General features: G+C 54.3%; 23 protein-coding genes and 1 pseudogene. 11 read left to right on the plus strand and 13 right to left on the minus strand.

Features of this window, described 5'->3' with window-relative positions; genetic code table 11:
• Window positions 1–15: 15 nt before the first annotated feature.
• Window positions 16–720, minus strand: coding sequence for a YggS family pyridoxal phosphate-dependent enzyme (locus HYQ67_RS08475; RefSeq protein ID WP_202303265.1), 705 nt, complete (start codon window positions 718–720; stop codon window positions 16–18).
• Window positions 721–734: 14 nt separating this feature from the next.
• On the opposite strand from HYQ67_RS08475, the gene HYQ67_RS08480 reads away from it, so the two are divergent.
• The 3 genes from HYQ67_RS08480 to HYQ67_RS08490 are packed head-to-tail and all read left to right on the plus strand — an operon-like array spanning window position 735 to window position 2424.
• Window positions 735–1724: a type IV pilus twitching motility protein PilT gene (locus HYQ67_RS08480; RefSeq protein ID WP_202303266.1), complete on the plus strand. Its 990-nt coding sequence runs from the start codon at window positions 735–737 to the stop codon at window positions 1722–1724.
• 56 nt (window positions 1725–1780) lie between these two features.
• Complete coding sequence (locus HYQ67_RS08485; RefSeq protein WP_202303267.1) at window positions 1781–1963, plus strand: type II toxin-antitoxin system HicA family toxin; 183 nt, start codon at window positions 1781–1783, stop codon at window positions 1961–1963.
• A gap of 23 nt (window positions 1964–1986) precedes the next feature.
• Window positions 1987–2424, plus strand: coding sequence for a type II toxin-antitoxin system HicB family antitoxin (locus HYQ67_RS08490; protein ID WP_202303268.1), 438 nt, complete (start codon window positions 1987–1989; stop codon window positions 2422–2424).
• A gap of 24 nt (window positions 2425–2448) precedes the next feature.
• Here HYQ67_RS08490 and ruvX read toward each other — a convergent pair whose 3' ends face one another.
• The 8 genes and pseudogenes from ruvX to metK form a co-directional block, all read right to left on the minus strand.
• Window positions 2449–2868 (minus strand): Holliday junction resolvase RuvX, encoded by a 420-nt coding sequence (gene ruvX / locus HYQ67_RS08495; protein WP_202303269.1) that lies wholly within the window; start codon window positions 2866–2868, stop codon window positions 2449–2451.
• Window positions 2868–3431 (minus strand): YqgE/AlgH family protein, encoded by a 564-nt coding sequence (locus tag HYQ67_RS08500; protein WP_202303270.1) that lies wholly within the window; start codon window positions 3429–3431, stop codon window positions 2868–2870. Before HYQ67_RS08500 ends, ruvX begins: the two co-directional genes overlap by 1 nt.
• 94 nt (window positions 3432–3525) lie before the next feature.
• The gene (gene gshB, locus HYQ67_RS08505; RefSeq protein ID WP_202303271.1) at window positions 3526–4473 is read right to left on the minus strand and encodes a glutathione synthase; all 948 of its coding nucleotides are present in this window, start codon (window positions 4471–4473) and stop codon (window positions 3526–3528) included.
• Window positions 4474–4485: 12 nt separating this feature from the next.
• Window positions 4486–5217 (minus strand): 16S rRNA (uracil(1498)-N(3))-methyltransferase, encoded by a 732-nt coding sequence (gene rsmE, locus HYQ67_RS08510; protein ID WP_202303272.1) that lies wholly within the window; start codon window positions 5215–5217, stop codon window positions 4486–4488.
• Between the two features lie 164 nt (window positions 5218–5381).
• A complete protein-coding gene (gene endA, locus HYQ67_RS08515) occupies window positions 5382–6089 on the minus strand; it encodes a deoxyribonuclease I (RefSeq protein WP_202303273.1) in 708 nt (235 codons plus the stop codon).
• An 83-nt stretch (window positions 6090–6172) separates the two neighbouring features.
• The gene (locus HYQ67_RS08520; protein WP_202303274.1) at window positions 6173–6697 is read right to left on the minus strand and encodes a SprT family zinc-dependent metalloprotease; all 525 of its coding nucleotides are present in this window, start codon (window positions 6695–6697) and stop codon (window positions 6173–6175) included.
• A gap of 71 nt (window positions 6698–6768) precedes the next feature.
• Window positions 6769–8223: pseudogene (locus HYQ67_RS08525) on the minus strand (sugar porter family MFS transporter); the annotation flags it as partial.
• Between the two features lie 347 nt (window positions 8224–8570).
• The gene (metK, locus tag HYQ67_RS08530; protein WP_202303275.1) at window positions 8571–9725 is read right to left on the minus strand and encodes a methionine adenosyltransferase; all 1155 of its coding nucleotides are present in this window, start codon (window positions 9723–9725) and stop codon (window positions 8571–8573) included.
• 471 nt (window positions 9726–10196) lie between these two features.
• Between metK and HYQ67_RS24480 the strand changes: the two genes are divergently transcribed.
• The 4 genes from HYQ67_RS24480 to speB all read left to right on the plus strand — a co-directional run bounded on the left by HYQ67_RS24480 (window position 10197) and on the right by speB (window position 13678).
• A complete protein-coding gene (locus tag HYQ67_RS24480; protein WP_489146061.1) occupies window positions 10197–10283 on the plus strand; it encodes a hypothetical protein in 87 nt (28 codons plus the stop codon).
• Window positions 10284–10388: 105 nt separating this feature from the next.
• Window positions 10389–10535, plus strand: a complete 147-nt coding sequence (gene yqgB, locus HYQ67_RS08535; RefSeq protein WP_202303467.1) for an acid stress response protein YqgB — start codon at window positions 10389–10391, stop codon at window positions 10533–10535.
• Complete coding sequence (speA, locus tag HYQ67_RS08540; protein ID WP_202303276.1) at window positions 10528–12504, plus strand: biosynthetic arginine decarboxylase; 1977 nt, start codon at window positions 10528–10530, stop codon at window positions 12502–12504. Before yqgB ends, speA begins: the two co-directional genes overlap by 8 nt.
• Before the next feature lie 253 nt (window positions 12505–12757).
• Window positions 12758–13678 carry an agmatinase gene (speB, locus tag HYQ67_RS08545; RefSeq protein WP_202303277.1) on the plus strand — a complete coding sequence of 307 codons (921 nt, stop codon included), beginning with the start codon at window positions 12758–12760 and terminating at the stop codon, window positions 13676–13678.
• A gap of 92 nt (window positions 13679–13770) precedes the next feature.
• Here the strand turns inward: speB and loiP are convergent, their stop codons facing one another.
• Complete coding sequence (loiP, locus tag HYQ67_RS08550; protein WP_202303278.1) at window positions 13771–14529, minus strand: metalloprotease LoiP; 759 nt, start codon at window positions 14527–14529, stop codon at window positions 13771–13773.
• 279 nt (window positions 14530–14808) lie between these two features.
• On the opposite strand from loiP, the gene tkt reads away from it, so the two are divergent.
• Window positions 14809–16800 (plus strand): transketolase, encoded by a 1992-nt coding sequence (tkt, locus tag HYQ67_RS08555; protein ID WP_202303279.1) that lies wholly within the window; start codon window positions 14809–14811, stop codon window positions 16798–16800.
• A 211-nt stretch (window positions 16801–17011) separates the two neighbouring features.
• Here the strand turns inward: tkt and HYQ67_RS08560 are convergent, their stop codons facing one another.
• From HYQ67_RS08560 to HYQ67_RS08570, 3 genes are read right to left on the minus strand one after another with little or no spacing between them, the layout of a single operon-like run.
• Window positions 17012–18538 carry a DHA2 family efflux MFS transporter permease subunit gene (locus HYQ67_RS08560; RefSeq protein WP_202303280.1) on the minus strand — a complete coding sequence of 509 codons (1527 nt, stop codon included), beginning with the start codon at window positions 18536–18538 and terminating at the stop codon, window positions 17012–17014.
• A gap of 12 nt (window positions 18539–18550) precedes the next feature.
• Complete coding sequence (locus HYQ67_RS08565; RefSeq protein WP_202303281.1) at window positions 18551–19567, minus strand: HlyD family secretion protein; 1017 nt, start codon at window positions 19565–19567, stop codon at window positions 18551–18553.
• 46 nt (window positions 19568–19613) lie between these two features.
• Complete coding sequence (locus HYQ67_RS08570; protein ID WP_202303282.1) at window positions 19614–20051, minus strand: MarR family winged helix-turn-helix transcriptional regulator; 438 nt, start codon at window positions 20049–20051, stop codon at window positions 19614–19616.
• A gap of 357 nt (window positions 20052–20408) precedes the next feature.
• On the opposite strand from HYQ67_RS08570, the gene epd reads away from it, so the two are divergent.
• The 3 genes from epd to fbaA all read left to right on the plus strand — a co-directional run bounded on the left by epd (window position 20409) and on the right by fbaA (window position 23815).
• Entirely contained in the window at window positions 20409–21428 is a 1020-nt protein-coding gene (epd, locus tag HYQ67_RS08575) for an erythrose-4-phosphate dehydrogenase (RefSeq protein ID WP_202303283.1), read from the plus strand.
• A gap of 49 nt (window positions 21429–21477) precedes the next feature.
• Window positions 21478–22641, plus strand: coding sequence for a phosphoglycerate kinase (gene pgk, locus HYQ67_RS08580; protein ID WP_202303284.1), 1164 nt, complete (start codon window positions 21478–21480; stop codon window positions 22639–22641).
• Between the two features lie 94 nt (window positions 22642–22735).
• On the plus strand, window positions 22736–23815 hold the full coding sequence (gene fbaA / locus HYQ67_RS08585; protein WP_202303285.1) for a class II fructose-bisphosphate aldolase: 1080 nt from the start codon (window positions 22736–22738) through the stop codon (window positions 23813–23815).
• Window positions 23816–23953 lie beyond the last annotated feature (138 nt).

Raw genomic sequence — 23953 nt, forward strand, 5'->3', positions numbered from 1 at the left:
CAATAAGTATAATGATTAACGAGCAGGATAATCCCGCGCGCCGAAAATAGCGGTTCCAATGCGCACCATGGTGCTACCAGCGGCGATCGCGGCGTCCATGTCATCGGTCATGCCAAGAGATAAAGTGTCCACCGTTGCGAAACGGCTTTTTAACGATTCGAACGCCGCCGCCATCTGCTTACAGACGGCGAACTGACGATCGTAATCAGGTTCAGGGGCCGGGATCGCCATTAAACCGCGTAATGCCAGATTCGGCAGCGCGGCTATCGCTTCCGCCAGCGCATCAAGCTCGCTCAGGGCGATGCCGGATTTACTGTTCTCGTCACTGATATTAATCTGAATCAGGACGTTAAGCGGCGGCATTCCCGCCGGGCGCTGTTCGTTCAGGCGCACGGCGATTTTCAGCCTGTCCACCGTGTGGCACCAGTCAAAATGCTCTGCCACCAGACGGCTTTTGTTCGACTGCAGCGGGCCGATAAAGTGCCACGTCAGCGGTTCTTTGCCCTGTTCTGCAAAGTGACGGATTTTATCCACGCCTTCCTGCACGTAGTTTTCGCCAAAAGCACGCTGCCCGGCTTCCATCGCTTCTGCGAGGGCGCCCGCAGGTTTTGTTTTGCTCACTGCAAGCAAAGTAACTTCTTCTGGAGAACGGCCGCAGCGCGCGGCTGCCGCCGAGATTTTGTCTTTAACCTGTGCCAGGTTGTTCGCTATCTCGTTCATAGGCTGGGAATGATATGGATATCGAAGAAATTTTGGCCCTTAGTGTAAAGCATAACGTCTCCGATCTACACCTGTGTACGGGGCAATCTGCACGCTGGCGAAGGCAGGGGCGGCTTGAACCCTGTCCCGAAACCGCCCCACAGCCAGAAGCGCTGCTGGCACAGTGGCTGACGCCGCCGCAGCAAAAGGAGCTGGAAGAGTGTGGGCAGCTTGATTTCGCCGTCACGTCTGTCAGTGGGCTCCGCCTGCGTGCGAATGCTTTTCGTCAGCTTCACGGCTGTTCACTCGCCTTGCGTCTGCTCGCTACGCAATGTCCTGAACTGGCTGCTTCAGGCGTTCCGCCGCTCGTCCCTTCACTGCTACAGACGCCGGACGGCCTTATCCTGGTTACCGGCGCGACCGGCAGCGGCAAGTCCACAACGCTTGCGGCTATGGTGGGGTATCTCAACCAGCATCTTGACGGGCATATCCTGACCCTGGAAGACCCCATCGAGTTTGTCCACCGCCCGGCAAAATGCCTGATTCAGCAGCGGGAGGTGGGGGAACATTGCTGCTCGTTTGCTGCAGGTTTGCGGGGGGCGCTGCGCGAAGATCCCGATGTGATTCTGCTGGGTGAGCTGAGGGACAGCGAAACCATCCGCCTTGCCTTAACGGCGGCCGAAACGGGCCATCTGGTGTTGGCAACGCTGCACACGCGGGGGGCGTCGCAGGCCGTCGAAAGGCTGGTGGATGTCTTCCCGGCAGAAGAGAAAAATCATATCCGCAGCCAGCTGGCAGGCAGCCTTAAAGCCGTACTCGCCCAGAAGCTTGTACCGTCTTCTGATGGGGGGCGCGTGGCGCTGTTTGAGCTAATGGTGAATACCCCGGCGGTGGCGAACCTTATCCGTGAAGGTAAGACCCATCAGCTGCCGGGCCTGATTCAGACCGGGCAACAGCATGGAATGCAGAGCTTTGCGCAGCATAAAGCATTGCTGCGGGCGGAAGGGAGAATTCAGGATGAGTAAAAATATTGCTTTGGTGTGTTTGCGTGTGTATCATTTGTTCTGGTCAGGAGGTTGCGATGAAATCTTCTGACTTGATTAAGGAGCTGAAGGCCGCAGGATGCGAACCCGCCAGACAGGGCAAAGGGAGCCACTTTATATGGTGGTCACCTAATACGGGAAGAAACTTTCCCGTTCCGCATCCAAAGAAAGATCTCTCCATCGGCACTGTCAGATCCATTCGTAAACAGGCCGGGATATAAATCCCTGCTCACGGAGGTGACCCATGTTTTTCTCAGTTGGCGTCGAAATGCCCGCAAACGAGAACGAAGCGTACGGTATGATTGTACCCGCGTTATGCAACGACGATTTCGGCTGCGTCTCAGCGGCGGATTCGCAGGAAGAAATTGCGGAAATGGTGCGTGAAGCGATTTTGTTAATCGTTGATGAGATGGTGCAGCGCGGTGTCGATATCACCCGTCTTAAAGACGCCGGGCCTTTATTTTATGCCGCCAATCCAGAATACGAATATTGTGAGCGCTGGATCATGGTGGATGTGGATTTATCCTCCCTTGAAGGAAAGCCGCAGCGCATCAACATCTCTTTGCCGGACGCGCTTATTGAACGCATTGATAACCACGTGAAACAGCCTGCCTCTGGCTACCGCGATCGCAGCCATTTTCTGGCCGTTGCCGCCAGGCATGAGCTAACCAGCAAAGATTAACGGCACGTCCGGCAGCGCGACAAATCAGGGATGATAGTCGAACCAGCTTTCAAGAATGATGACCGCAGAAGCGGAGTCGATGCTGCCTTTGTTAAGCGCGCGGAAGCCGCCCTGTTCAAACAGGCCCGCGCGGGCTTCCACCGTGCTCAGGCGTTCGTCCTGTAGCGACACCTTCACGCCGAAACGGCCATGCAGGCGGTTGGCGAATTTCCGGGCGCGGGCGGTAAGCGGCTGCTCGGTACCGTCCATGTTCAGGGGCAGGCCGACTATCACTTCGTCCGGCTGCCACTCTTTCAGGATTTTTTCTATCGCGTTCCAGTCCGGCGTGCCGTCCTGCGCCTTCAGCGCGGTAAGCGGACGGGCGGTGCCCGTAATGCGCTGGCCAATGGCAACGCCGATACTTTTGGTGCCGAAGTCAAAACCTAACAGTGTTCCACTGCTCATTACGCGTGCCCCGCATCGCCTGGCATTGTCAGAATATCCACGCCGATAAGCTTCGCGGCTTCTCGCCAGCGTTCAGCAATGGGGGTATGGAATAAGATTGCGGCATCTGCTGGTGCCGTGAGCCAGGCGTTATCAAGGATTTCCTGTTCGAGCTGGCCTTTCTCCCAGGAGGAATAGCCCAGCGCCACGATGACGTCCTGAGGCTGATTCGGCGTACCGATGGTTTCCAGCACGTCGCGGGAGGTGGTGATCACCGTATCGTCGGAGATACGAATGCTGGAAGCGAAAGCATCCGGCGGGGAGTGCAGAATAAATCCACGGTCTTCCGCCAGCGGGCCGCCGACAAACACGGGCTTATCCAGACGAATGGCCGGGTCACGCGGATCGGGTTCGATCTTTAGTTTCTGCAGCACGCCTTCGACCTGAAGGTTCTCAAGGGGCTTATTGATAATGATCCCCATCGCACCATCTTCGTTGTATTCACAGATATAGACGACGGCACGCTTAAAAAGCGGGTCCTGGAGAGCCGGCATGGCAATGAGAAAGTGATGCTGTAAATTCATTATCAGAGAGTCTGTTCCCGGTTGAAAAGCGGCAAGGGGCGCGCAAAGAACGGTCAGTTTACCATTATTGAGCGGGCCAGGCCCGCCCGGAGGACTATTTTGCGAGGCGTGCTTCAATTGCGTCGAACAGCATACCGGTGATGGATACCGGGAACGCCGCTTCGATTTCACGAATGCAGGTTGGGCTGGTGACGTTAATCTCGGTCAGGCGGTCGCCAATGATGTCAAGGCCAACAAAAATCAGCCCTTTGGCTTTCAGCGTCGGCCCAACGCGGCGGGCAATTTCCCAGTCGCTGTCGGTTAACGGACGAGGTTCACCACGGCCACCGGCTGCCAGGTTGCCACGCGTTTCACCGCCCTGCGGGATACGGGCCAGGCAGTACGGCACGGGTTCGCCGTCAACAACCAGCACGCGCTTGTCGCCGTCAACAATAGCCGGCAGGTAGTTCTGCGCCATGCAGTAGCGGTTGCCCAGCTCGGTGAGCGTTTCGGCAATTACGCCCAGGTTCGGATCGCCGTCCTTCACGCGGAAGATGGACGTGCCGCCCATGCCGTCCAGCGGCTTCATAATGATATCGCCGTGCTTCTGCCAGAAGGCTTTCAGCTGCGCCTTATTGCGGGTGACCAGCGTTTCCGGGGTCAGGTCCGCAAACCAGGCGGTGAAGAGCTTTTCGTTACAGTCGCGCAGGCTCTGCGGTTTGTTGACGATCAGCGTGCCCTGTTCTTCGGCGCGCTCAAGAATGTAGGTGGCGTAGATAAATTCGGTGTCGAACGGCGGATCTTTACGCATCAGCACGACGTTCAGGTCGGCCAGGGCAATATCCTGCTCGCTGCCAAAGTCATACCATTTGTCATAGTTCTGCTCGACGGAGACCAGACGGGTCCGCGCGCGCGCTTCGCCGTTGATCAGATACAGATCGGCCATTTCCATGTAGTGCAGCTCATAGCCCCGACGCTGCGCTTCCAGCAGCATGGCGAAGCTTGAGTCTTTTTTGATGTTGATGTTTGCGATGGGGTCCATCACGATGCCGAGCTTGATCATTCTTCTTCTCCTTTAGCCCAGATCGCCAAAGCGCACCTGCAGTGCGGTAATGGCGGTGAGCGCGGTAGTCTCAGTACGCAGAACGCGAGGTCCCAACAGAATATCAGTAAATTGATGTTCTGCGGTCATGGCAATTTCTTCTGCCGTTAAACCGCCCTCCGGGCCAATCAGTAGGCGCACCCGCTCCACCGGTTGGGGCAGGGTGTTGATGCTGGCGCTGGCGCGGGGATGAAGATTGAGCTTCAGGCTGTTGTCTTCTTCGGCGCACCACGCTTCAAGGTCCATTGCCGGGCGGATTTCCGGCACCACGTTGCGCCCACATTGCTCGCAGGCAGCTACGGCAATTTTGCGCCATTGCTGGAGCTTCTTGTTCAGGCGGTCGGCATCCAGTTTTACGCCGCAGCGTTCGGAAAACAAAGGGGTAATCACGTTCACACCAAGCTCAACGGCTTTCTGAATGGTGAACTCCATCTTTTCGCCGCGGGACATAACCTGGCCCAGATGGAGATGCAGCGGTGATTCACGGTCATCAACGTTTGCTGCCAGCACCTTAACGCGCACGCTTTTCTTATCGGCCTGCACGATTTCGGCATCAAAGACCTGGTTGCTGCCGTCAAATAGCTGAATGGCCTGGCCTGCACCCATGCGCAGCACGCGGCCCACATGGTTGGCGGCATCTTCACTGAGTGCCACTTCGTGGCCTGCGGTGAGTAACTCCGGGTGGTGAATGCGGGGGATACGCATGCGTAAATTATCCGATGGTTATGCTGTATACCTGAACGCAGTCGTAGGGTGGATAAGCGAATGCGCCATCCACCGAATTGTCGGGTGGCGGCTTACGCCTTACCCGACCTACAAATGCTTGCTTCGATCATTACAGCTAAGTGAGCAATTGCCGCTAGTGTAGGTTAGCTGTTTTGTGCCTGGCAAGCCCGCAGCACATAAGGGTTATGATTGCCCTGGATTTTCGCAATGCGCTCGTCGCGTTCGCACTCCCACGCGCTGACGGGGTAAGTTTTATTCCATGCTTCAAAAAGCTGGGTCTGCTGGCGGGAAAGTTTCAGCTGATACTGGTCACGCATATAGAAATAAGTGCGGGCGATAGCACCCCTGGCGCGGGCGGGCGGCTCGGCGGCTTTTCCCTTAAAGTCGACTTTCATTGCGCACTGACCATACTGGCCTTCACCACCGTTCCACTGGCTGTACATAAAGTTATTGCGGTCGCCGTTCACTTCACCGATCGCGGGCTGAAGGTTGTGCATATCGCTTTCCATCCTGCGGTAGACCGGGTCCCTGGTGCAGTTCTTTCTGCCGCCGTCCTGCCAGCACTGGCGCTGGTGACCAAACTGCCAGGCCGGAACAACGTGTTCCCATTCGATACGCGAGGCACGGTTTTCATTTTTACGAACTTTATAACCGCAGGATTCGAGATCCGGGATGCCCTTTTTACCCTGCCAGTTAATTTTGCAGCCGCAATAGAAGGAGCCAGGCGCATCAGCGTTCAGTCTGGCTCCTGCCTTTTTGGCCTGAGAGAAGCTGTTGATACCGGTAGCGGATGCGAAAAAAGAGGAGAAGGCTGCAACAAGGGCAACAGCCAGAAGGTATTTGCGGGACATTTCCTGAATCCTTACTAAAACAAGCCCGCACCCTACCTGAGGATTTATCCAGCTTCAATAAGAAATTTTAGGAAGTTTTTAAATTATTTTTTTTGATTACAGGAAGTTGTCTCTTCCGGTTTTAAGAGATCCCCACATTGTACGCAGCGGTACTCTGATTCACCGCGCAGCACTCGGTTGTGACGGCGCACGGTAAGCTGATGCTGCTGGCAACGGCAGCGGTAGGGGAAGGTATTGTGGCGCACCGACTGCACTCCAAACTGATGGGTTCGACGCGCGGGGACGCCCATGACGCTTTCCATCATCCATTTCCATTCTTTGCCGTGGGGCGCAACGCGGCCAAAGTGTTTCCAGACCAGCAGATGAGCCAGCTCGTGGGGAACAACCTCTTCAATAAAAGCCTGTTGGTTTTCCATCAGCAGCACGGGATTGAGGCGGATTTCGTAACTTTCCATCCATGCCGTGCCCGCTGCCGTTCCTCGCTGTTGATAAACAAGTTTCGGTTCCGGGTAGCTGCGGCCTAAATGCAGGTTTGCCTGATGCAGTTTGTCGCGCAGGCTGCGCATAACGGCCTGCTGAATGGCTATGGGGAGTCGAGGGGATTTCATAACGGCAGAGGATAGAATGTGCGAAGGCCGGGTGCAAGCCCCTCTCCGAGCGGAAAGGGGCCTTTGGTGGCTTAGTCGTGAGCGCCGATCTCACGTAATGGACGGCCTTTCATCAGGTTACGTTCAATGTGTTCCAGGGAAACGTGTTTGGTTTCCGGAACCAGCCAGAGAGTCAGCAGGATAAAGAAGACGTTCAGACCTGCGTAGACCCAGAAGGTATTCGCGTTACCCAGCGTGTTAAGCATGGTCAGGAACGTTGCGCCGACAATCATGTTGGCAATCCAGTTAGTGGTGGTTGAACAGGTGATCCCAAAATCGCGGCCTTTCAGCGGCTGGATTTCAGAGCACAGTACCCAAATCAGCGGACCGGCGCTCATCGCAAAACCAACGATAAACATCAGCAGCATCGCCACGGCGAAGTACTGCGCGCCCTGGGAGTGAATACCAACGTGCAGCATAGTACCCAGCACACCCATACCGGCCGCCATGACCAGGAAGCCCAGCACCAGCGTTGGCTTACGGCCCCAGCGGTCAACCAGACCAATGGCAATGAAGGTTGCCAGCACGTTGATCAGGCCGACGATAACCGTCCCCCACATCTGCTGCGTGGTGTTGGTGAAGCCTGCAATCTCAAAGATTTTTGGCGCGTAATACATGATGACGTTCATGCCGGTGAACTGCTGCATGACCTGTAAAAGCACCCCAAGAAAAACGGCACGGCGGAAGTTGTTGTTACTGCGGAACAATGACCAGCCGCTCTGCTTAACCTGCAGGCTTTCGCGGATCTCTTCCAGCTCACGCTTCGCTTCGGCGCTGCTGTCGCGCAGGCGCAGCAGGACGCGCTCGGCATCGTGGAAGCGGCGTTTAGCAGCGAACCAGCGCGGGCTGTCCGGCAGGAAGAATACGCCAACCAGCAGAATCAGAGCCGGAATAGTGATTACGCCCAGCATCCAGCGCCAGGAGCCGCTGTAGCTGAAGGCGGTATCAGAGAGATAAGCACCGAGAATACCGATGGTGATCATCAGCTGATACATAGAGATCATACTGCCGCGAATTTTCTCCGGGGCAATCTCGGAAAGGTAAAGCGGAGCGGTGTACGAAGCGACGCCCACGGCCAGACCCAGCAGAACGCGGGAGATAATCAGCACTTCCGGGTTAGGCGAGAAGGCGGAGCACAGGGAGCCTGCGACAAACAGCACGGCGCCAATCATCAGGCTGTATTTGCGCCCGAGACGGAAAGAGAGCCAGCCGCTGCCGACGGCGCCAACGGCGGCACCGAACATCATTGAGCTAACCACCCACTCCTGCTGGTGTGCGGTAATCTGAAAATCTTTCGCAATGAACGGCAGGGCGCCGGCGATAACGCCAATGTCCAGGCCAAACAGTAAACCTGCGAGCGCTGCGAGGAAGCAAACAAAAAAGGTCATGCTTTTGTTTGATGTCCGGTGTTTCTTATTAGTGTCAGGCATAACGCCCTCCGGTTGGGTTATCAGATTTTTCGCTGTTAAGGTTAGGTTAGCGGTACGTAAATTTGTGTGATAGTCATCACATTGGTGTAATCGGTTACACTAATGTCAAGTTATGTCATTAGCTTTAGCTCAGGTAAAACATAGCATTAAGGAGAGTAGCGGCAAGTTGATTGTTTGCTTTTCAGGCGATTCCGAAATGATTTGTAACGAGCAAAGCAATATCGAGGATGATGGAGAGAAAGGGCGAGCGTTATTCATTCGCAATGGCATGTAATCGCTTTCATCACGTTTTTGTTTAACCCTGACTGGAAAGTATAGCCGAGAGGAGGGATTCAGGTAGTTTCAGGCGGTAGAAAGAGAAAAGGCCAGCTGAGCTGGCCTTTAAAGGAGGAAACCGTAGCGGATTATTTCAGGCCAGCAGCTTCACGCAGCAGGGCAGCTTTGTCGGTTTTTTCCCATGGGAAGTGTTCGCGACCAAAGTGACCGTAGGCCGCGGTTTCTTTGTAGATTGGGTGCAGCAGATCCAGCATCTGGATCAGGCCGTACGGACGCAGGTCGAAGAACTCGCGCACCAGCAGGGTCAGCTGTTCGGTAGAGATTTTTTCGGTACCGAAGGTTTCAACCATGATGGAGGTAGGTTCCGCAACGCCGATAGCATAAGAGACCTGAATTTCGCAACGGTCGGCAAGGCCTGCCGCAACGATGTTTTTCGCAACATAACGCGCCGCGTACGCCGCAGAACGGTCTACTTTTGAGGGATCTTTACCAGAAAACGCACCGCCACCGTGACGGGCCATGCCGCCGTAGGTGTCCACGATGATTTTACGTCCGGTCAGGCCGCAGTCACCCATTGGGCCACCAATAACAAAACGACCGGTCGGGTTGATGTGGTATTTAGTGGAAGCGTTCAGCCACTCTTCTGGCAGAACCGGCTTGATGATCTCTTCCATCACCGCTTCCTGCAGCGTTTTCAGCTCTACGTCTTCGGAGTGCTGGGTGGACAGGACTACCGCGTCAATACCCACGATTTTGCCGTCGTCATACTGGAAGGTGATCTGGCTTTTCGCATCCGGACGTAGCCACGGCAGTGAACCATTCTTACGCACTTCGGCCTGACGCTGAACCAGACGGTGAGCGTAAGTGATTGGCGCTGGCATCAGTACGTCGGTTTCGTTGGTAGCATAGCCAAACATCAGACCCTGGTCGCCCGCGCCTTGCTCCAGCGGATCGGTACGGTCAACGCCCTGATTGATGTCCGGGGATTGTTTACCAATCGCGCTTAACACGGCGCAGGAGTTGGCGTCAAAGCCCATATCAGAATGCACGTAGCCGATTTCACGCACCGTTTTACGGGTGATCTCTTCGATATCAACCCAGGCACTGGTGGTGATTTCGCCGCCAACCAGAACCATGCCGGTTTTCACGTAGGTTTCACACGCTACGCGAGCTTTTGGATCCTGTTCGAGGATTGCGTCAAGCACCGCATCGGAGATTTGGTCAGCGATTTTATCAGGATGCCCTTCTGATACAGACTCGGACGTAAAAAGGTGTTTAGCCATGTTTTGTTCACCCTAAAGAGAATTCGGTTAGTACGGACCGCTGCCGAATGGCGCCTTTACCAGCACGATGTGCTGATAATATGGAGTTTCGCCGTAGGTTGAGTGACAAGCAGTCTAACAGTTAATCGGTATAGATGGATTAACATCTGGACGTCTATTTTAGGTTAACCCTTAAACAGATTGCCAGTGATTTTTCGAAATGATCACATTAATGGTTAAAACGAAGTGGCAATTTTTCCTGACGGGCCCGCATAACGCACATTTATCCTTTGCTTTTTACGCTTGTTGTGGGTATAAAGCGGCGCGCGCGGCTCATTCAATAAGCACACATTTTTGTGTTGCCCACTTCCAGCCGGGTTGAGCACTTATCTTAGCTTTGGCTTGTCGCATACCCAAACCGTATGCGTGGAGGTGATACGATTGAAAAACTGCTGTAATTCGCAAAATCTGGCGCGCCTGTCTGGTGTGACCATGCCCCTCGCTACATGCATCTCTTTGCTATACCCCAGCCGATGTTATACCCATCTCGGCGCATCGACGGATTCTCGGGCCGGTTAGTCACGCCTGCAGTTTCTGAACAAGGGCGCTCTTGTCGTTGATGAGAGTTTTCTCGTGGTTTCGCCGATCCGTCCTGCGGAGCTCGGTAACGTGTTTTACAATGATATGAAAAAGAAACCGGTCGCACAGCCAGTCTGTCAGCGTCTTATGCTGCCGCTACGCGCTGTTAATGGGTTGTTATTGCGGGATACCCCTGCGATAGTAGTCAACTATTTTGCACATTCGTTTAAATTTGAGGTTCGCCATGTCTGACAAAATCTCTTCTGTTTCGGGTTCGTCAGTGGGCGAGCAGGATGGACACCGCTCCATGCAGGAGGTTGCTATGAGCTCCCAGGAAGCCAGCAAAATGCTGCGTACTTACAATATTGCCTGGTGGGGTAATAACTACTACGACGTCAACGAGCTGGGCCACATTACTGTCTGCCCGGATCCTGATGTTCCCGATGCGCGTGTTGACCTTGCCGAACTGGTGAAGGCCCGAGAAGCCCAGGGGCAACGTTTGCCGGCGCTGTTCTGCTTCCCGCAGATCCTCCAGCACCGCCTGCGTTCTATTAACGCCGCGTTTAAACGTGCTCGTGAATCCTACGGTTATAAAGGCGACTACTTCCTCGTTTATCCTATTAAGGTGAACCAGCACCGCCGCGTGATTGAATCCCTGATTCATTCCGGCGAGCCGTTGGGCCTGGAAGCTGGCTCTAAAGCAGAACTGATGGCCGTTCTGGCCCATGCGGGCATGACCCGTTCGGTGATTGTTTGTAACGGCTATAAAGATCGCGAGTACATCCGCCTGGCGCTGATCGGTGAGAAGATGGGCCACAAGGTTTATCTGGTCATTGAGAAAATGTCCGAGATCCGCATCGTGCTGGAAGAAGCTGAGCGCCTGAACGTGGTGCCGCGACTGGGCGTGCGTGCGCGCCTGGCTTCGCAGGGCTCCGGTAAATGGCAGTCTTCCGGCGGAGAGAAATCTAAATTTGGCCTGGCGGCGACGCAGGTTCTGCAGCTGGTAGAAATGCTGCGCGAAGCGGGGCGTATCGACAGCCTTCAACTGCTGCACTTCCACCTTGGTTCGCAGATGGCGAACATTCGCGACATCGCTACCGGCGTGCGTGAATCCGCTCGATTCTACGTTGAGCTGCACAAGATGGGCGTCAACATTGAATGCTTCGACGTGGGCGGCGGCCTGGGCGTGGACTATGAAGGGACACGCTCTCAATCCGATTGTTCAGTCAACTATGGCCTGAACGAATATGCGAACAACATCATCTGGGCGATTGGCGACGCGTGTGAAGAACATGGCCTGCCGCACCCGACGGTGATCACCGAGTCCGGTCGTGCGGTGACCGCTCACCACACTGTACTGGTGTCCAATATCATCGGCGTTGAGCGCAACGAATACACGGTTCCGGAAGCGCCAGCCGAAAATGCTCCGCGTGCGCTACAGAGCATGTGGGAAACCTGGGGCGAAATGCACGAGCCGAACAACCGTCGCTCGCTGCGCGAATGGCTGCACGACAGCCAGATCGACCTGCACGATATCCACACCGGCTACGCATCAGGCGGTTATTCTCTGCAAGAGCGTGCCTGGGCGGAGCAGCTTTACCTGAGCATGTGTAACGAAATTCAGCGTCTACTTGACCCAAGCAACCGTGCGCACCGTCCGATCATCGACGAATTGCAGGAACGTATGGCGGATAAGATTTACGTCAACTTCTCGCTGTTCCAGTCCATGCCGGATGCCTGGGGCATCGACCAGCTGTTCCCTGTGCTGCCGCTGGAAGGTCTGGACCAGGTGCCTGAGCGCCGCGCTGTGCTGCTGGATATCACCTGCGACTCCGATGGTGCTATCGATCATTACATCGACGGTGATGGTATCGCGACGACAATGCCAATGCCGGAGTACGATGCGGACAACCCGCCGCTGCTGGGCTTCTTTATGGTTGGGGCGTATCAGGAAATCCTCGGCAATATGCACAACCTGTTCGGCGATACCGAAGCGGTAGACGTGTTCGTCTTCCCTGACGGCAGCGTTGAGGTTGAGCTGTCCGACGAAGGCGATACCGTAGCGGATATGCTTCGCTACGTGCAGCTCGACCCGGACACGTTGCTGACACATTTCCGCGATCAGGTGAAGCACACCGATCTGGATGCCGCGCTCCAGCAGCAGTTCCTCGAAGAGTTCGAGGCTGGTTTGTATGGCTATACTTATCTGGAAGATGAGTAGGGATTAACAGGTTCTGTTTTATAGGGTGGATAAGCGAAGCGTTATCCACCGCGTCTTTTAGTCTTAACGGCGGAGGGCACAGGCTATCCGCTCGACAATGTATAAATTGCGCACTATTGAATCAGAATGAAATTGCGGGGATAATCCGCAGCAATAAGCAGTCTCGGTACTAATCCAGTCCCTTTCTCGTCGGGTTTAACGACGCGAAAGGGATTTTTTTTTGCAAATGACACCATCACCGTGAGGACAGACAATGAGCACCTTAGGCCATCAGTACGATAACTCCCTGGTCTCCAACGCCTTTGGTTTTTTACGTTTTCCACTGAACTTCCAGCCGTACGACAGCGATGCAGACTGGGTTATCACCGGCGTTCCATTTGATGCGGCCACTTCTGGCCGTGCGGGCGGGCGTCACGGCCCGGCGGCTATTCGTCAGGTGTCCACTAACCTGGCCTGGGAAGGCAACCGCTTCCCGTGGAACTTCGATATGCGCGAACGTCTGAACGTCGTGGACTGCGGCGATCTGGTGTACGCCTTCGGCGACGCGCGTGACATGAGCGAGCGTCTGCAAGCCCACGCTGAAAAGCTGCTGGCAGCCGGTAAGCGCATGCTCTCTTTCGGTGGGGACCACTTCGTGACCCTGCCGCTGCTGCGCGCGCACGCTAAGCACTTCGGTAAAATGGCGCTGGTGCATTTCGATGCCCACACAGACACCTATGCGAACGGCTGCGAGTTCGACCACGGCACCATGTTTTATACTGCGCCGAACGAAGGTCTGATCGACCCGAACCACTCGGTGCAGATCGGTATCCGCACCGAGTTCGACAAAGATAATGGTTTCACCGTGCTGGACGCGGGCCAGGTTAATGACCGCAGCGTGGATGATATCCTGGCGCAGGTTAAGCAGATTGTTGGCGATATGCCGGTCTATCTGACCTTCGATATCGATTGTCTGGATCCGGCATTTGCGCCTGGCACCGGCACGCCGGTTATCGGTGGCCTGACGTCTGACCGTGCGCTGAAGCTGGTGCGTGGCCTGAAAGACCTGAACATTGTCGGGATGGACGTTGTGGAAGTGGCTCCGGCCTATGACCAGTCCGAAATCACCGCTCTGGCAGGCGCGACGCTGGCGCTGGAAATGCTGTATATTCAGGCCGCTAAGAAAGGCGAGTAATAAAGAGTAGTGTCGGATGGCGCATACGCTTATCCGACCTACGCAAAGCTTATATAGGGTGGATACGTGTAAACGTTATCCACCCTTTTAGTTTACTTCAAACCATCCGCAGTCATGCGGTCGCGAATATGCTGTGCACGCTCTGCGGAAGCAGGGTGGTCATCCAGCATTGAGCTTTGACGGCCTTCTTCCTGTTTTGCCAGTTTCTCGAAGCTGGTCGCCAGACCGATTGGGTTAATACCGCGTTTTCTCAGCAGGTCGTAAGAGTAGTCATCCGCTTCCGATTCCTGACGCTGGGAGAACTGAGCGTTCACCAGTTTCTCGCCCAGGTCACCCAACTGCGATTGTGACAGGCTGCCGACCACGCCACCCGCTGATGCAGCTGCAACGCGTGCTGCGTTGGTGCTCAGCGCAACCTGCATCCCTTTTTTCACGTGGCCCAGCGCAACGTGGCCCATTTCGTGGCCGATAACGGCTTCGACTTCGTTATCGTTCATCATGTCCATCAGACCGCTGTAAACGCGGATACAGCCGTTAGCCATAGCGAAGGCGTTGACGTCTTTGGTGACGTACACCTTGTAGTTCACCGGCATGCCGTTGATGTTGTCGCCCAGCGCACTGGAGATTTTCGTCAGGCGCTTAGCGTAATCACTGCTGGACGGGGCGATGGACGCTTTACTGTCCAGCTCGGCGCAGGATTTATCGCTCAGTTCTTTTACCTGTGCGTCGCTCAGCGTGTAGGCCTGGAAGACCTCCGCGCCAGAGGCCAGCAGACCGTTGGAGTCCATACCCTGACAGCCGCTCAGCAGCGTGGCGAGCGTCAGGCTTAACATAATAGGGCGCATCTTCATGGCCAATCTTCCTTTATTAGTTTCAACAGCCTTAAGGCGAATGCGTGCCAGAATTGGCGACGCTTAAGCCATTATAAAGAAGATTACCGGACGTGGGCAGCAACTTGCGTAACATGCGAGCGGGATCCAGAGATTTCTTACCTGGACAAAAGGATGCTCCATGTACATGACTCACCGCATACGGTACATTGTTGGGACTTTTTCGGGCGTAGCCCATAACGCTTAGTAGTCAAGTCGTAAAACAAGGCGTGACCTTCAACCATCCGATCTGGAGTGAAAATGTCCTCTCGTAAAGAGCTTGCCAATGCTATTCGTGCACTCAGCATGGACGCAGTACAGAAAGCCAAATCCGGTCACCCGGGTGCCCCTATGGGTATGGCTGATATTGCCGAAGTCCTGTGGCGTGATTTCCTGAACCATAACCCGCAGAATCCGGCCTGGGCTGACCGCGACCGCTTCGTGCTGTCCAACGGCCACGGCTCCATGCTGATTTACAGTCTGCTGCACCTCACCGGTTATGACCTGCCGATTGAAGAGCTGAAAAACTTCCGTCAGCTACACTCTAAAACTCCGGGCCACCCGGAAGTGGGCTACACCGCAGGTGTTGAAACCACGACGGGTCCGCTGGGTCAGGGTGTGGCGAATGCAGTAGGTATGGCGATTGCTGAACGTACTATGGCGGCACAGTTCAACCGTCCTGGACACGACATTGTGGACCACTTCACCTATACGTTCCTGGGTGACGGCTGCATGATGGAAGGTATCTCCCACGAAGTCTGTTCGCTGGCGGGTACTCTGGGCCTGGGTAAACTGGTTGCGTTCTACGATGACAACGGTATCTCCATCGACGGCCATGTTGAAGGTTGGTTCACCGATGATACCGCTAAACGCTTTGAAGCCTACGGCTGGCACGTGGTGCGCGGTGTAGACGGTCACGACGCAGACGCTATCAAGCGTGCTGTTGAAGAAGCGAAAGCGGTTACAGATAAACCTTCCCTGCTGATGTGCAAAACCATCATCGGTTTCGGTTCACCAAACAAAGCGGGCACGCACGATTCCCACGGCGCACCTTTAGGTGACGCTGAAATCGCGCTGACCCGTGAACAGCTTGGCTGGAAACACGCTCCGTTTGAAATCCCGTCTGAGATTTACGCTCAGTGGGATGCAAAAGAAGCAGGCCAGGCGAAAGAAGCCGCGTGGAACGAGAAGTTTGCCGCCTACGCGAAAGCCTTCCCGCAGGAAGCCGCTGAGTTTACCCGTCGTATGAAAGGCGACATGCCGGCTGATTTCGCCGCCAAAGCGCAGGAGTTCATCAAGAACCTGCAGGCTAACCCGGCTAAAATTGCCAGCCGTAAAGCGTCCCAGAACACCATCGAAGCTTTCGGCCATCTGCTGCCAGAATTCCTCGGCGGTTCCGCGGACCTCGCTCCTTCTAACCTGACCATCTGGTCTGGCTCTAAAGCGATTAACGAAGACAAAGCCGGTAACTACATCCATTACGGTGTTCGTGAATTCGGTATGACGGCGATTGCCAACGGTATCGCGTTGCACGGTGGTTTCCTGCCGTACACCTCTACCTTCCTGATGTTCGTGGAATATGCGCGTAACGCGGTGCGTATGGCCGCTCTGATGAAGCAGCGTCATGTCATGGTCTACACCCACGACTCCATCGGTCTGGGCGAAGATGGCCCGACTCACCAGCCTGTAGAGCAGCTTGCTGCCCTGCGCGTGACGCCAAACATGAGCACATGGCGTCCGTGTGACCAGGTGGAATCTGCGGTGGCGTGGAAATACGCTGTAGAACGTCATGACGGCCCGACCGCGCTGATCTTCTCCCGCCAGAATCTGGCGCAGCAGGATCGTACCGAGCAGCAGCTGGCGGATATCGCCCGCGGCGCGTACATCCTGAAAGATTGTGCAGGCCAGCCTGAACTGATTCTGATCGCTACCGGTTCCGAAGTTGAACTGGCCGTTGCGGCCTGGGACCAGCTGTCAGCGGAAGGCATCAAGGCACGCGTGGTATCCATGCCGTCTACCGATGCGTTCGACAAGCAGGATGCAGCGTACCGTGAAGCAATTCTGCCGAAAGCGGTTGCCGCTCGTGTTGCTGTAGAAGCAAGCATCGCAGACTACTGGTACAAGTATGTTGGCCTGAACGGCGCGGTAGTGGGTATGACCACCTTCGGTGAGTCTGCGCCAGCCGAGCAGCTGTTCGAAGAGTTTGGTTTCACCGTGGAGAACGTGGTGAAGCAGGCTAAAGCAGTTCTGTAATTTCTGAGCTGGACTTATCTGACGGGCCGCATTCGCGGCCCGTTTTGTTGCGGGCAAAGAAGGAAAAAGCGTGGTTTTTCCTTCTTTGTGATAAGTTGCCGAAAATCAACAAATTGATTTTCCTTGTTATTTAGTTGGTGCGAGATCTGAGTTACTCAAACGTTCAGGGTTTGCCATCAACTTGACGGGCCGCATTCGCGGCCCGTTTTTTTTACGCCGTTTTCGGCTGTGGCTTAGAAAAGAGCAGGATCAGCGGCAGCAAAATAAAGCACAGGAACATCATCAGGCGGAAGTCCTGATAATAGGCCATGGTGGTGGCCTGACGGGTGACTTCGCCATTGACCGCCAGCAGCCCGCCGAGGCTATGAATGTTCCACATGCCGTGCTGCATATCGTTCTGTAGCGCTTTGTTAAACGGATTAATAAAGCTCGAAAACACCGCGTGGTTGCGCTGGCTCTGCTGGGCCAGATAGGTTGTCATCACCGAAATGCCAATACTGCTGCCGATGTTGCGGATCAGGCTATAGAGAGACGTTCCCTCGGTGCGGTACTTTTGCGGCAGGGTCGAGAACGTCAGCGTCGAAAGCGGTACAAAGGTTAAGCCCATCCCCACCCCCTGCACGATCCCGGTACTGATAATGTCCCATTTGCTTATCGACATATCGAAGTGGGTCATTTGCCACAATGAAAGCGCCATGATGAGCACCCCGGCCGCAATGAGGTAGCGCATATCGACTTTACCGGCAACGCGTCCGACCAGCATCATGCTGAACATAGTCCCGAAGCCGCGCGGCGTCATCAGCAACCCGACATCAATAACCGGATAGTTCATCAGCCCCTGAAGCAACGGAGGGAGCAGGGCCATCGTTGCCATCAGGACTGTCCCCATCATGAAGCTGAACAGCAGGCCAACGATAAAGTTCTTATCTCTAAATATCTGTGGGTCGATAAAGGGTCGTTTGCCCGTCATGATATGGGCGATAAACAGATAAAACGCTGTGCCCGCCAGGATCGCTTCAATAATGATTTCACCGCTGGCAAACCACTCTTTCGACTGCCCGCGGTCGAGGAACAGCTGCAGGCTGCCAATGGCAATACTAAGCAGGAAGAAGCCCGCTAAATCAAATTTTCGCTTTGCGTCTAGCTTCGTTTCAACCACGAAGGTGACGATGCCCAGCCAGGCCAGGATGCCAAAGGGGATATTGATATAGAACACCCAGCGCCAGCTGTAGTATTCCGTCAGCCAGCCGCCGAGAGAAGGCCCCAGAATGGGCCCCACCATGACGCCCAGCCCCCACATTGCCATTGCCGAACCATGTTTGGCCGGTGGCCAGGTATCCAGCAGGACAGATTGTGAGAGCGGGACCAGGCTTGCACCAAAAATACCCTGCAACAAACGAAAAGCGACAATTTGATCGAGTGATTGCGCGGCGCCGCACAGCATTGAGGCGACGGTAAAGCCCACCACCGAATAGCTGAAGAGACGTTTACGGCCAATTTTTGCCGCGACGAAGCCCGTGAGCGGCATGGCGATGGCTGCCGCTACGATGTAAGAGGTCAGCACCCAGGAGGTCTGGTCCTGCGTCGCTCCCATTGCGCCCTGCATGTGGGGCAAGGCAACGTTCGCAATGGTGGTATCCAGCGCCTGCATGATGGTCGCCAGCATTACCGATAACGTGATCAGTATCCGGCGGTTCTGCGTTGTGCTGTCAGCAGGCAATGTCATGGTATCTGACATAATCAGCCTCCTTTAGAGTGCGAGATGGCGGGTGTGGTGGGTATCAACACTGATATCGGCGCTTAGCCCGGCGCGCAGCTGTGGCATATTGCTGGCGGTTTCTACGCTAATGCGGACTGGTACTCGCTGGGTTACTTTTACCCAGTTGCCGGTGGCATTCTCTGCCGGAATAACCGAGTACTCTGCACCCGTTGCGGGACTGATGCTGACCACTTTGCCGTGCCAGGTCACGCCAGGGGCGTAATCCACTTCAATGTCAGCGGTCTGATTCACGCGGATATTGGTCAGATCTTTCTCGGTAAAATTCGCTTCGACATACAGGTTATGGTCAGAAACCAGCAGCATGGCCGTGGTGCCGTCCTGAACGTATTCGCCGCGATGAATGACTTTTGTGATCGTGCCTGAAGTCGGTGCGTATTCATTGACGTGCGCAAGATTGTTCTGCGCGGTCTTAAGCGTAGCCAGCGCTTTCTTATAGCGCGGGTGCTGTTCAACGGGCCCCGCAATATCTCCGCCAAAACTGTCGACCACTTCATCGAGCTGTTTTTTCAGCATATTAACTTCCAGCGCCATCAGCAGCGTTTTCTGGTGGGCGGCGTCAAGTTCGGTCGCTGAGACATAGCCTTTACCGCTTAGGCTGCGTTCGCGGCCTTCCTGACGGGCAGCAAAGGCATACTGACTTTGTGACACCTTGATGTTCGCGAGCTTGCTCTGGTATTGAGACTTGATCGTTTTCAGATCGATCACGGTATTATTCAGATCGGACTGCGCCTGTTCTACGGCCAGTTTGAAAGGCCTGGGATCGACGCTAAACAGCAGATCGCCTTTCTTCACGTGCTGGTTTTCAACGACAGGTACGCTAACCACGCGGCCGTCTACTTCAGCGCTGATGCTGGTTTTATCCGCCTTCACGTAGGCATTATCCGTTTCGATATAACGACCACCATGCAGCCAGACAGCGGCACCGGCGACGGCAAAAACGGCAGGAATGGCCAGCAATAGAATCAAACGAAGTTTTTTTCTGTTCATGGGGGATACTCTTGGTTGTGCGCGCCAGCTAAAGGGCGCGACAGTGTTAATTCTGGCGATGCTTGATGGCGGACAGGTTGTTACGTACCTCTTCAAGTGCCTGGATAAAGTCTTCGAGTTTTTCCGGTCCAAAAGTCTTGAGCACTTCGTGCCACAGCGTTTCGCTTTCCTGTTCAATTTTGGCAAGTTGCTGATGAGCGGCAGGGCGTAAATACAAAAGGAATGCCCGGCGATCGCTGGTGTCCTGACGGCGCTCTATCAAATCAAGTTCGACAAGCTGATCGACAACCCTCATGACGCTCATCGGCGTAAGCTCCATCAGTTCAGCGAGTTCAACCTGGCGAATGCCTTCACGGATGGCCAGCAGGCCAATGGCGCGGCCCTGAGATTGACTCAATTGCTTGTCGGTACGGCGCTGGAAGAAGATTTGCCGCGCCAGTCGTGAGATGTCGGTTATCAAGTAACCAGCAGGAAGATAGGTCATTACACCACCTGTAAGCTTTATTGTTGAGGTGGTTATAGTAACGCATGAGTATTATAATTATGGTTATTATGTTGTTTATAATTAAACTTGCCGTTAATATTTTTGGGGCCAGGATTATTCCATCTCCACCCATGACTGGCCGGTAAAGTGTGATACAGATCAGATAAATGTGCTTCCTGGCAGGGCTTGCATTCCTTTTATTCCAGCTTTCACCTACCATAGCTGAAGCGTTTCAGTCGATAATGTGTTCGACAATTAAGCAATCAATTGCAGTTTCGTGAGTGCGAGGATTCCCCTGAGCGGGCGGCTGGATTACTCTGTCAGCCACTTCGATTCAGGGATTCTGGCAGGAGAGATATGACCGTACGCATCGCAATTAATGGCTTCGGTCGCATTGGGCGCAACGTGGTACGTGCATTGTACGAATCAGGTCGCCGTGCGGAAATCACCGTGGTAGCAATCAATGAGCTGGCTGATGCTGCGGGTATGGCGCATCTGTTGAAGTACGACACCAGTCATGGACGCTTTGCCTGGGATGTCCGTCAGGAGCGCGAGCAGCTTTGGGTTGGCGATGATGCCATCCGTTTACTGCATGAACCGACTATCGCAGCACTGCCATGGCGTGAGCTTGGTGTGGATCTCGTGTTGGACTGTACCGGTGTCTTTGGTTCGCGCGCAGATGGTGAAGCTCATCTGGAAGCGGGGGCAAAAAAAGTTCTCTTCTCCCATCCTGGTGGCAACGATCTGGATGCAACCGTGGTTTACGGTGTCAACCACCACGAAGTGCAAGCCAGCCATCGAATTGTCTCAAATGCCTCCTGTACCACGAATTGTATAATCCCGATTATCAAATTGCTTGATGATGCCTTTGGCATTGAGTGGGGAACCGTCACAACCATCCACTCTGCGATGCACGATCAGCAGGTAATAGATGCATATCATCCAGACCTGCGACGTACCCGTGCCGCCAGTCAATCGATCATCCCGGTAGATACGCGTCTTGCCGCTGGCATCGCCCGTATTTTCCCAAAATTTAACGATCGTTTTGAGGCCATTGCGGTTCGCGTCCCGACGATAAACGTCACCGCAATCGATTTAAGCGTTACGGTGAGGGATGCGGTGAATGCTAATGAAATCAATCAGTTGCTGCAAAAAGCGGCGCAGAATTCATTTCATGGTATAGTTGACTATACGGAATTACCGTTGGTCTCGACTGATTTTAACCACGATCCGCACAGTGCCATTGTTGACGGCACGCAAACGCGGGTCAGTGGGCAGCATCTGATTAAAACACTGGTCTGGTGCGATAACGAATGGGGCTTTGCTAACCGAATGCTCGACACGACGTTAGTCATGGCTGCAAGTGGTTTCAGGTAGGGCGTGGAATGCGCCCGCAAAACTTTAAGAATCAACGAGAGGATTCACCATGTCTGTAATTAAGATGACCGATCTGGATCTGGCTGGAAAGCGCGTTCTGATCCGTGCAGATTTGAACGTACCAGTCAAAGAAGGGAAAGTGACATCTGACGCACGTATCCGTGCATCTCTGCCAACTATCGAACTGGCCCTGAAGCAAGGCGCGAAAGTGATGGTTACCTCTCACCTGGGTCGCCCGACCGAAGGCGAGTACAACGAAGAATTCTCTCTGCTGCCGGTTGTTAACTACCTGAAAGACAAACTGTCTTCCCCGGTTCGCCTGGCGAAAGATTACCTGGACGGCGTTGAAGTTGCTGCCGGTGAGCTGGTTGTTCTGGAAAACGTTCGCTTCAACAAAGGCGAAAAGAAAGACGACGAAACCCTGTCTAAGAAATACGCTGCCCTGTGCGACGTATTCGTTATGGATGCTTTCGGCACCGCGCACCGCGCGCAGGCTTCTACTCACGGCGTTGGCAAATTTGCTGACATCGCTTGCGCAGGCCCACTGCTGGCTGAAGAGCTGAGCGCGCTGGGTAAAGCACTGAAAGAACCTGCTCGTCCAATGGTGGCTATCGTTGGTGGTTCTAAAGTTTCTACCAAACTGACCGTTCTGGATTCTCTGTCCAAAATCGCTGACCAGCTGATTGTTGGCGGTGGTATCGCGAACACCTTCGTTGCTGCTCAAGGCCACAACGTCGGTAAATCCCTGTACGAAGCAGACCTGGTAGAAGAAGCTAAACGCCTGCTGACGACCTGCGATATCCCTGTTCCAACTGATGTTCGCGTAGCCACTGAGTTCTCTGAAACGGCTACCGCTACCCTGAAATCTGTAAACGACATCAAAGATGAAGAGCAGATCCTGGACCTGGGCGACGTTTCTGCACAGAAACTGGCTGAGATCCTGAAAAACGCGAAAACCATCCTGTGGAATGGCCCGGTTGGCGTGTTCGAGTTCCCTAACTTCCGTAAAGGAACCGAGATCGTTGCTAATGCCATCGCAGACAGCGACGCGTTCTCTATCGCGGGCGGCGGCGATACCCTGGCGGCTATCGACCTGTTCGGTATTTCCGACAAAATCTCCTACATCTCAACTGGCGGTGGCGCATTCCTCGAATTCGTGGAAGGCAAAGTACTGCCAGCAGTAGCGATGCTCGAAGAGCGCGCTAAGAAGTAATAATTACGGGCAGGTTATCCTGCCCGTTGATTTCTTGCCGCCCGTAGACGACCTTAGGCGGCACAAACGTTACGACGATACAGGACAAACAACCATGTCTAAGATTTTTGATTTCGTAAAACCAGGCGTAATCACTGGTGATGACGTACAGAAAGTTTTCCAGGTAGCGAAAGAGAATAACTTCGCTCTGCCAGCCGTTAACTGCGTGGGCACCGACTCTATCAACGCCGTTCTGGAAACTGCTGCTAAAGCTAAAGCTCCGGTTATCGTTCAGTTCTCTAACGGCGGTGCTGCATTCATCGCTGGTAAAGGCGTGAAAACAGACGTTCCTCAGGGTGCTGCAATCCTGGGTGCTATCTCTGGCGCACACCACGTCCACCAGATGGCAGAACATTACGGCGTGCCGGTCATCCTGCACACTGACCACTGCGCTAAGAAACTGCTGCCATGGATCGACGGCCTGCTGGATGCGGGTGAAAAACACTTCGCAGCAACCGGTAAGCCACTGTTCTCTTCTCACATGATCGACCTGTCTGAAGAGTCTCTGGAAGAGAACATCGAGATCTGTTCAAAATATCTGGCTCGTATGGCCAAGATGGACATGACTCTGGAAATCGAACTGGGCTGCACCGGCGGTGAAGAAGATGGCGTAGATAACAGCCATATGGACGCATCTGCACTGTACACTCAGCCAGAAGACGTTGACTACGCGTACACCAAACTGAACGCTATCAGCCCACGTTTCACCATCGCTGCTTCCTTCGGTAACGTGCACGGTGTGTACAAGCCAGGCAACGTGGTTCTGACGCCAACTATCCTGCGTGACTCTCAGGAATACGTTTCTAAGAAACACAACCTGCCGCACAACTCCCTGAACTTCGTCTTCCACGGCGGTTCCGGTTCTTCTGCTCAGGAAATCAAAGACTCCGTAAGCTACGGCGTAATCAAAATGAACATCGATACCGATACCCAGTGGGCAACATGGGAAGGTATCCTGAACTATTACAAAGAAAACGAAGCTTACCTGCAGGGTCAGCTGGGCAACCCGAAAGGCGACGACCAGCCGAACAAGAAATACTACGATCCACGCGTATGGCTGCGTGCTGCACAGACTTCAATGATCACTCGTCTGGAGCAGGCTTTCACCGAACTGAACGCGAAAGACGTTCTGTAAGTTGAAGCGTTAAATGCTGATCAAGCCCGCCTCGCGCGGGCTTTTTTTTGTTTTTTTTCACCCCCGAACAGCCAAAATTTGTGACCAACTTGGCATATTCACTTGTTTTTGTTTACTCTTTAGGGTCTGACCTGTGGT

This window comes from Dryocola clanedunensis subsp. sulfonylureivorans, assembly GCF_016756775.1.
GTDB classification, from domain to species: Bacteria; Pseudomonadota; Gammaproteobacteria; order Enterobacterales; family Enterobacteriaceae; genus Dryocola; species Dryocola clanedunensis.

Excerpts from the sequence above, each read along its gene's own strand:
- HYQ67_RS08475 (WP_202303265.1), bottom strand. The coding sequence starts at position 720 with ATGAACGAGATAGCGAACAACCTGGCACAGGTTAAAGACAAAATCTCG.
- HYQ67_RS08480 (WP_202303266.1), top strand. The coding sequence starts at position 735 with ATGGATATCGAAGAAATTTTGGCCCTTAGTGTAAAGCATAACGTCTCC.
- HYQ67_RS08485 (WP_202303267.1), top strand. The coding sequence starts at position 1,781 with ATGAAATCTTCTGACTTGATTAAGGAGCTGAAGGCCGCAGGATGCGAA.
- HYQ67_RS08490 (WP_202303268.1), top strand. The coding sequence starts at position 1,987 with ATGTTTTTCTCAGTTGGCGTCGAAATGCCCGCAAACGAGAACGAAGCG.
- ruvX (WP_202303269.1), bottom strand. The coding sequence starts at position 2,868 with ATGAGCAGTGGAACACTGTTAGGTTTTGACTTCGGCACCAAAAGTATC.
- HYQ67_RS08500 (WP_202303270.1), bottom strand. The coding sequence starts at position 3,431 with ATGAATTTACAGCATCACTTTCTCATTGCCATGCCGGCTCTCCAGGAC.
- gshB (WP_202303271.1), bottom strand. The coding sequence starts at position 4,473 with ATGATCAAGCTCGGCATCGTGATGGACCCCATCGCAAACATCAACATC.
- rsmE (WP_202303272.1), bottom strand. The coding sequence starts at position 5,217 with ATGCGTATCCCCCGCATTCACCACCCGGAGTTACTCACCGCAGGCCAC.
- endA (WP_202303273.1), bottom strand. The coding sequence starts at position 6,089 with ATGTCCCGCAAATACCTTCTGGCTGTTGCCCTTGTTGCAGCCTTCTCC.
- HYQ67_RS08520 (WP_202303274.1), bottom strand. The coding sequence starts at position 6,697 with ATGAAATCCCCTCGACTCCCCATAGCCATTCAGCAGGCCGTTATGCGC.
- metK (WP_202303275.1), bottom strand. The coding sequence starts at position 9,725 with ATGGCTAAACACCTTTTTACGTCCGAGTCTGTATCAGAAGGGCATCCT.
- HYQ67_RS24480 (WP_489146061.1), top strand. The coding sequence starts at position 10,197 with ATGCCCCTCGCTACATGCATCTCTTTGCTATACCCCAGCCGATGTTAT.
- yqgB (WP_202303467.1), top strand. The coding sequence starts at position 10,389 with ATGAAAAAGAAACCGGTCGCACAGCCAGTCTGTCAGCGTCTTATGCTG.
- speA (WP_202303276.1), top strand. The coding sequence starts at position 10,528 with ATGTCTGACAAAATCTCTTCTGTTTCGGGTTCGTCAGTGGGCGAGCAG.
- speB (WP_202303277.1), top strand. The coding sequence starts at position 12,758 with ATGAGCACCTTAGGCCATCAGTACGATAACTCCCTGGTCTCCAACGCC.
- loiP (WP_202303278.1), bottom strand. The coding sequence starts at position 14,529 with ATGAAGATGCGCCCTATTATGTTAAGCCTGACGCTCGCCACGCTGCTG.
- tkt (WP_202303279.1), top strand. The coding sequence starts at position 14,809 with ATGTCCTCTCGTAAAGAGCTTGCCAATGCTATTCGTGCACTCAGCATG.
- HYQ67_RS08560 (WP_202303280.1), bottom strand. The coding sequence starts at position 18,538 with ATGTCAGATACCATGACATTGCCTGCTGACAGCACAACGCAGAACCGC.
- HYQ67_RS08565 (WP_202303281.1), bottom strand. The coding sequence starts at position 19,567 with ATGAACAGAAAAAAACTTCGTTTGATTCTATTGCTGGCCATTCCTGCC.
- HYQ67_RS08570 (WP_202303282.1), bottom strand. The coding sequence starts at position 20,051 with ATGACCTATCTTCCTGCTGGTTACTTGATAACCGACATCTCACGACTG.
- epd (WP_202303283.1), top strand. The coding sequence starts at position 20,409 with ATGACCGTACGCATCGCAATTAATGGCTTCGGTCGCATTGGGCGCAAC.
- pgk (WP_202303284.1), top strand. The coding sequence starts at position 21,478 with ATGTCTGTAATTAAGATGACCGATCTGGATCTGGCTGGAAAGCGCGTT.
- fbaA (WP_202303285.1), top strand. The coding sequence starts at position 22,736 with ATGTCTAAGATTTTTGATTTCGTAAAACCAGGCGTAATCACTGGTGAT.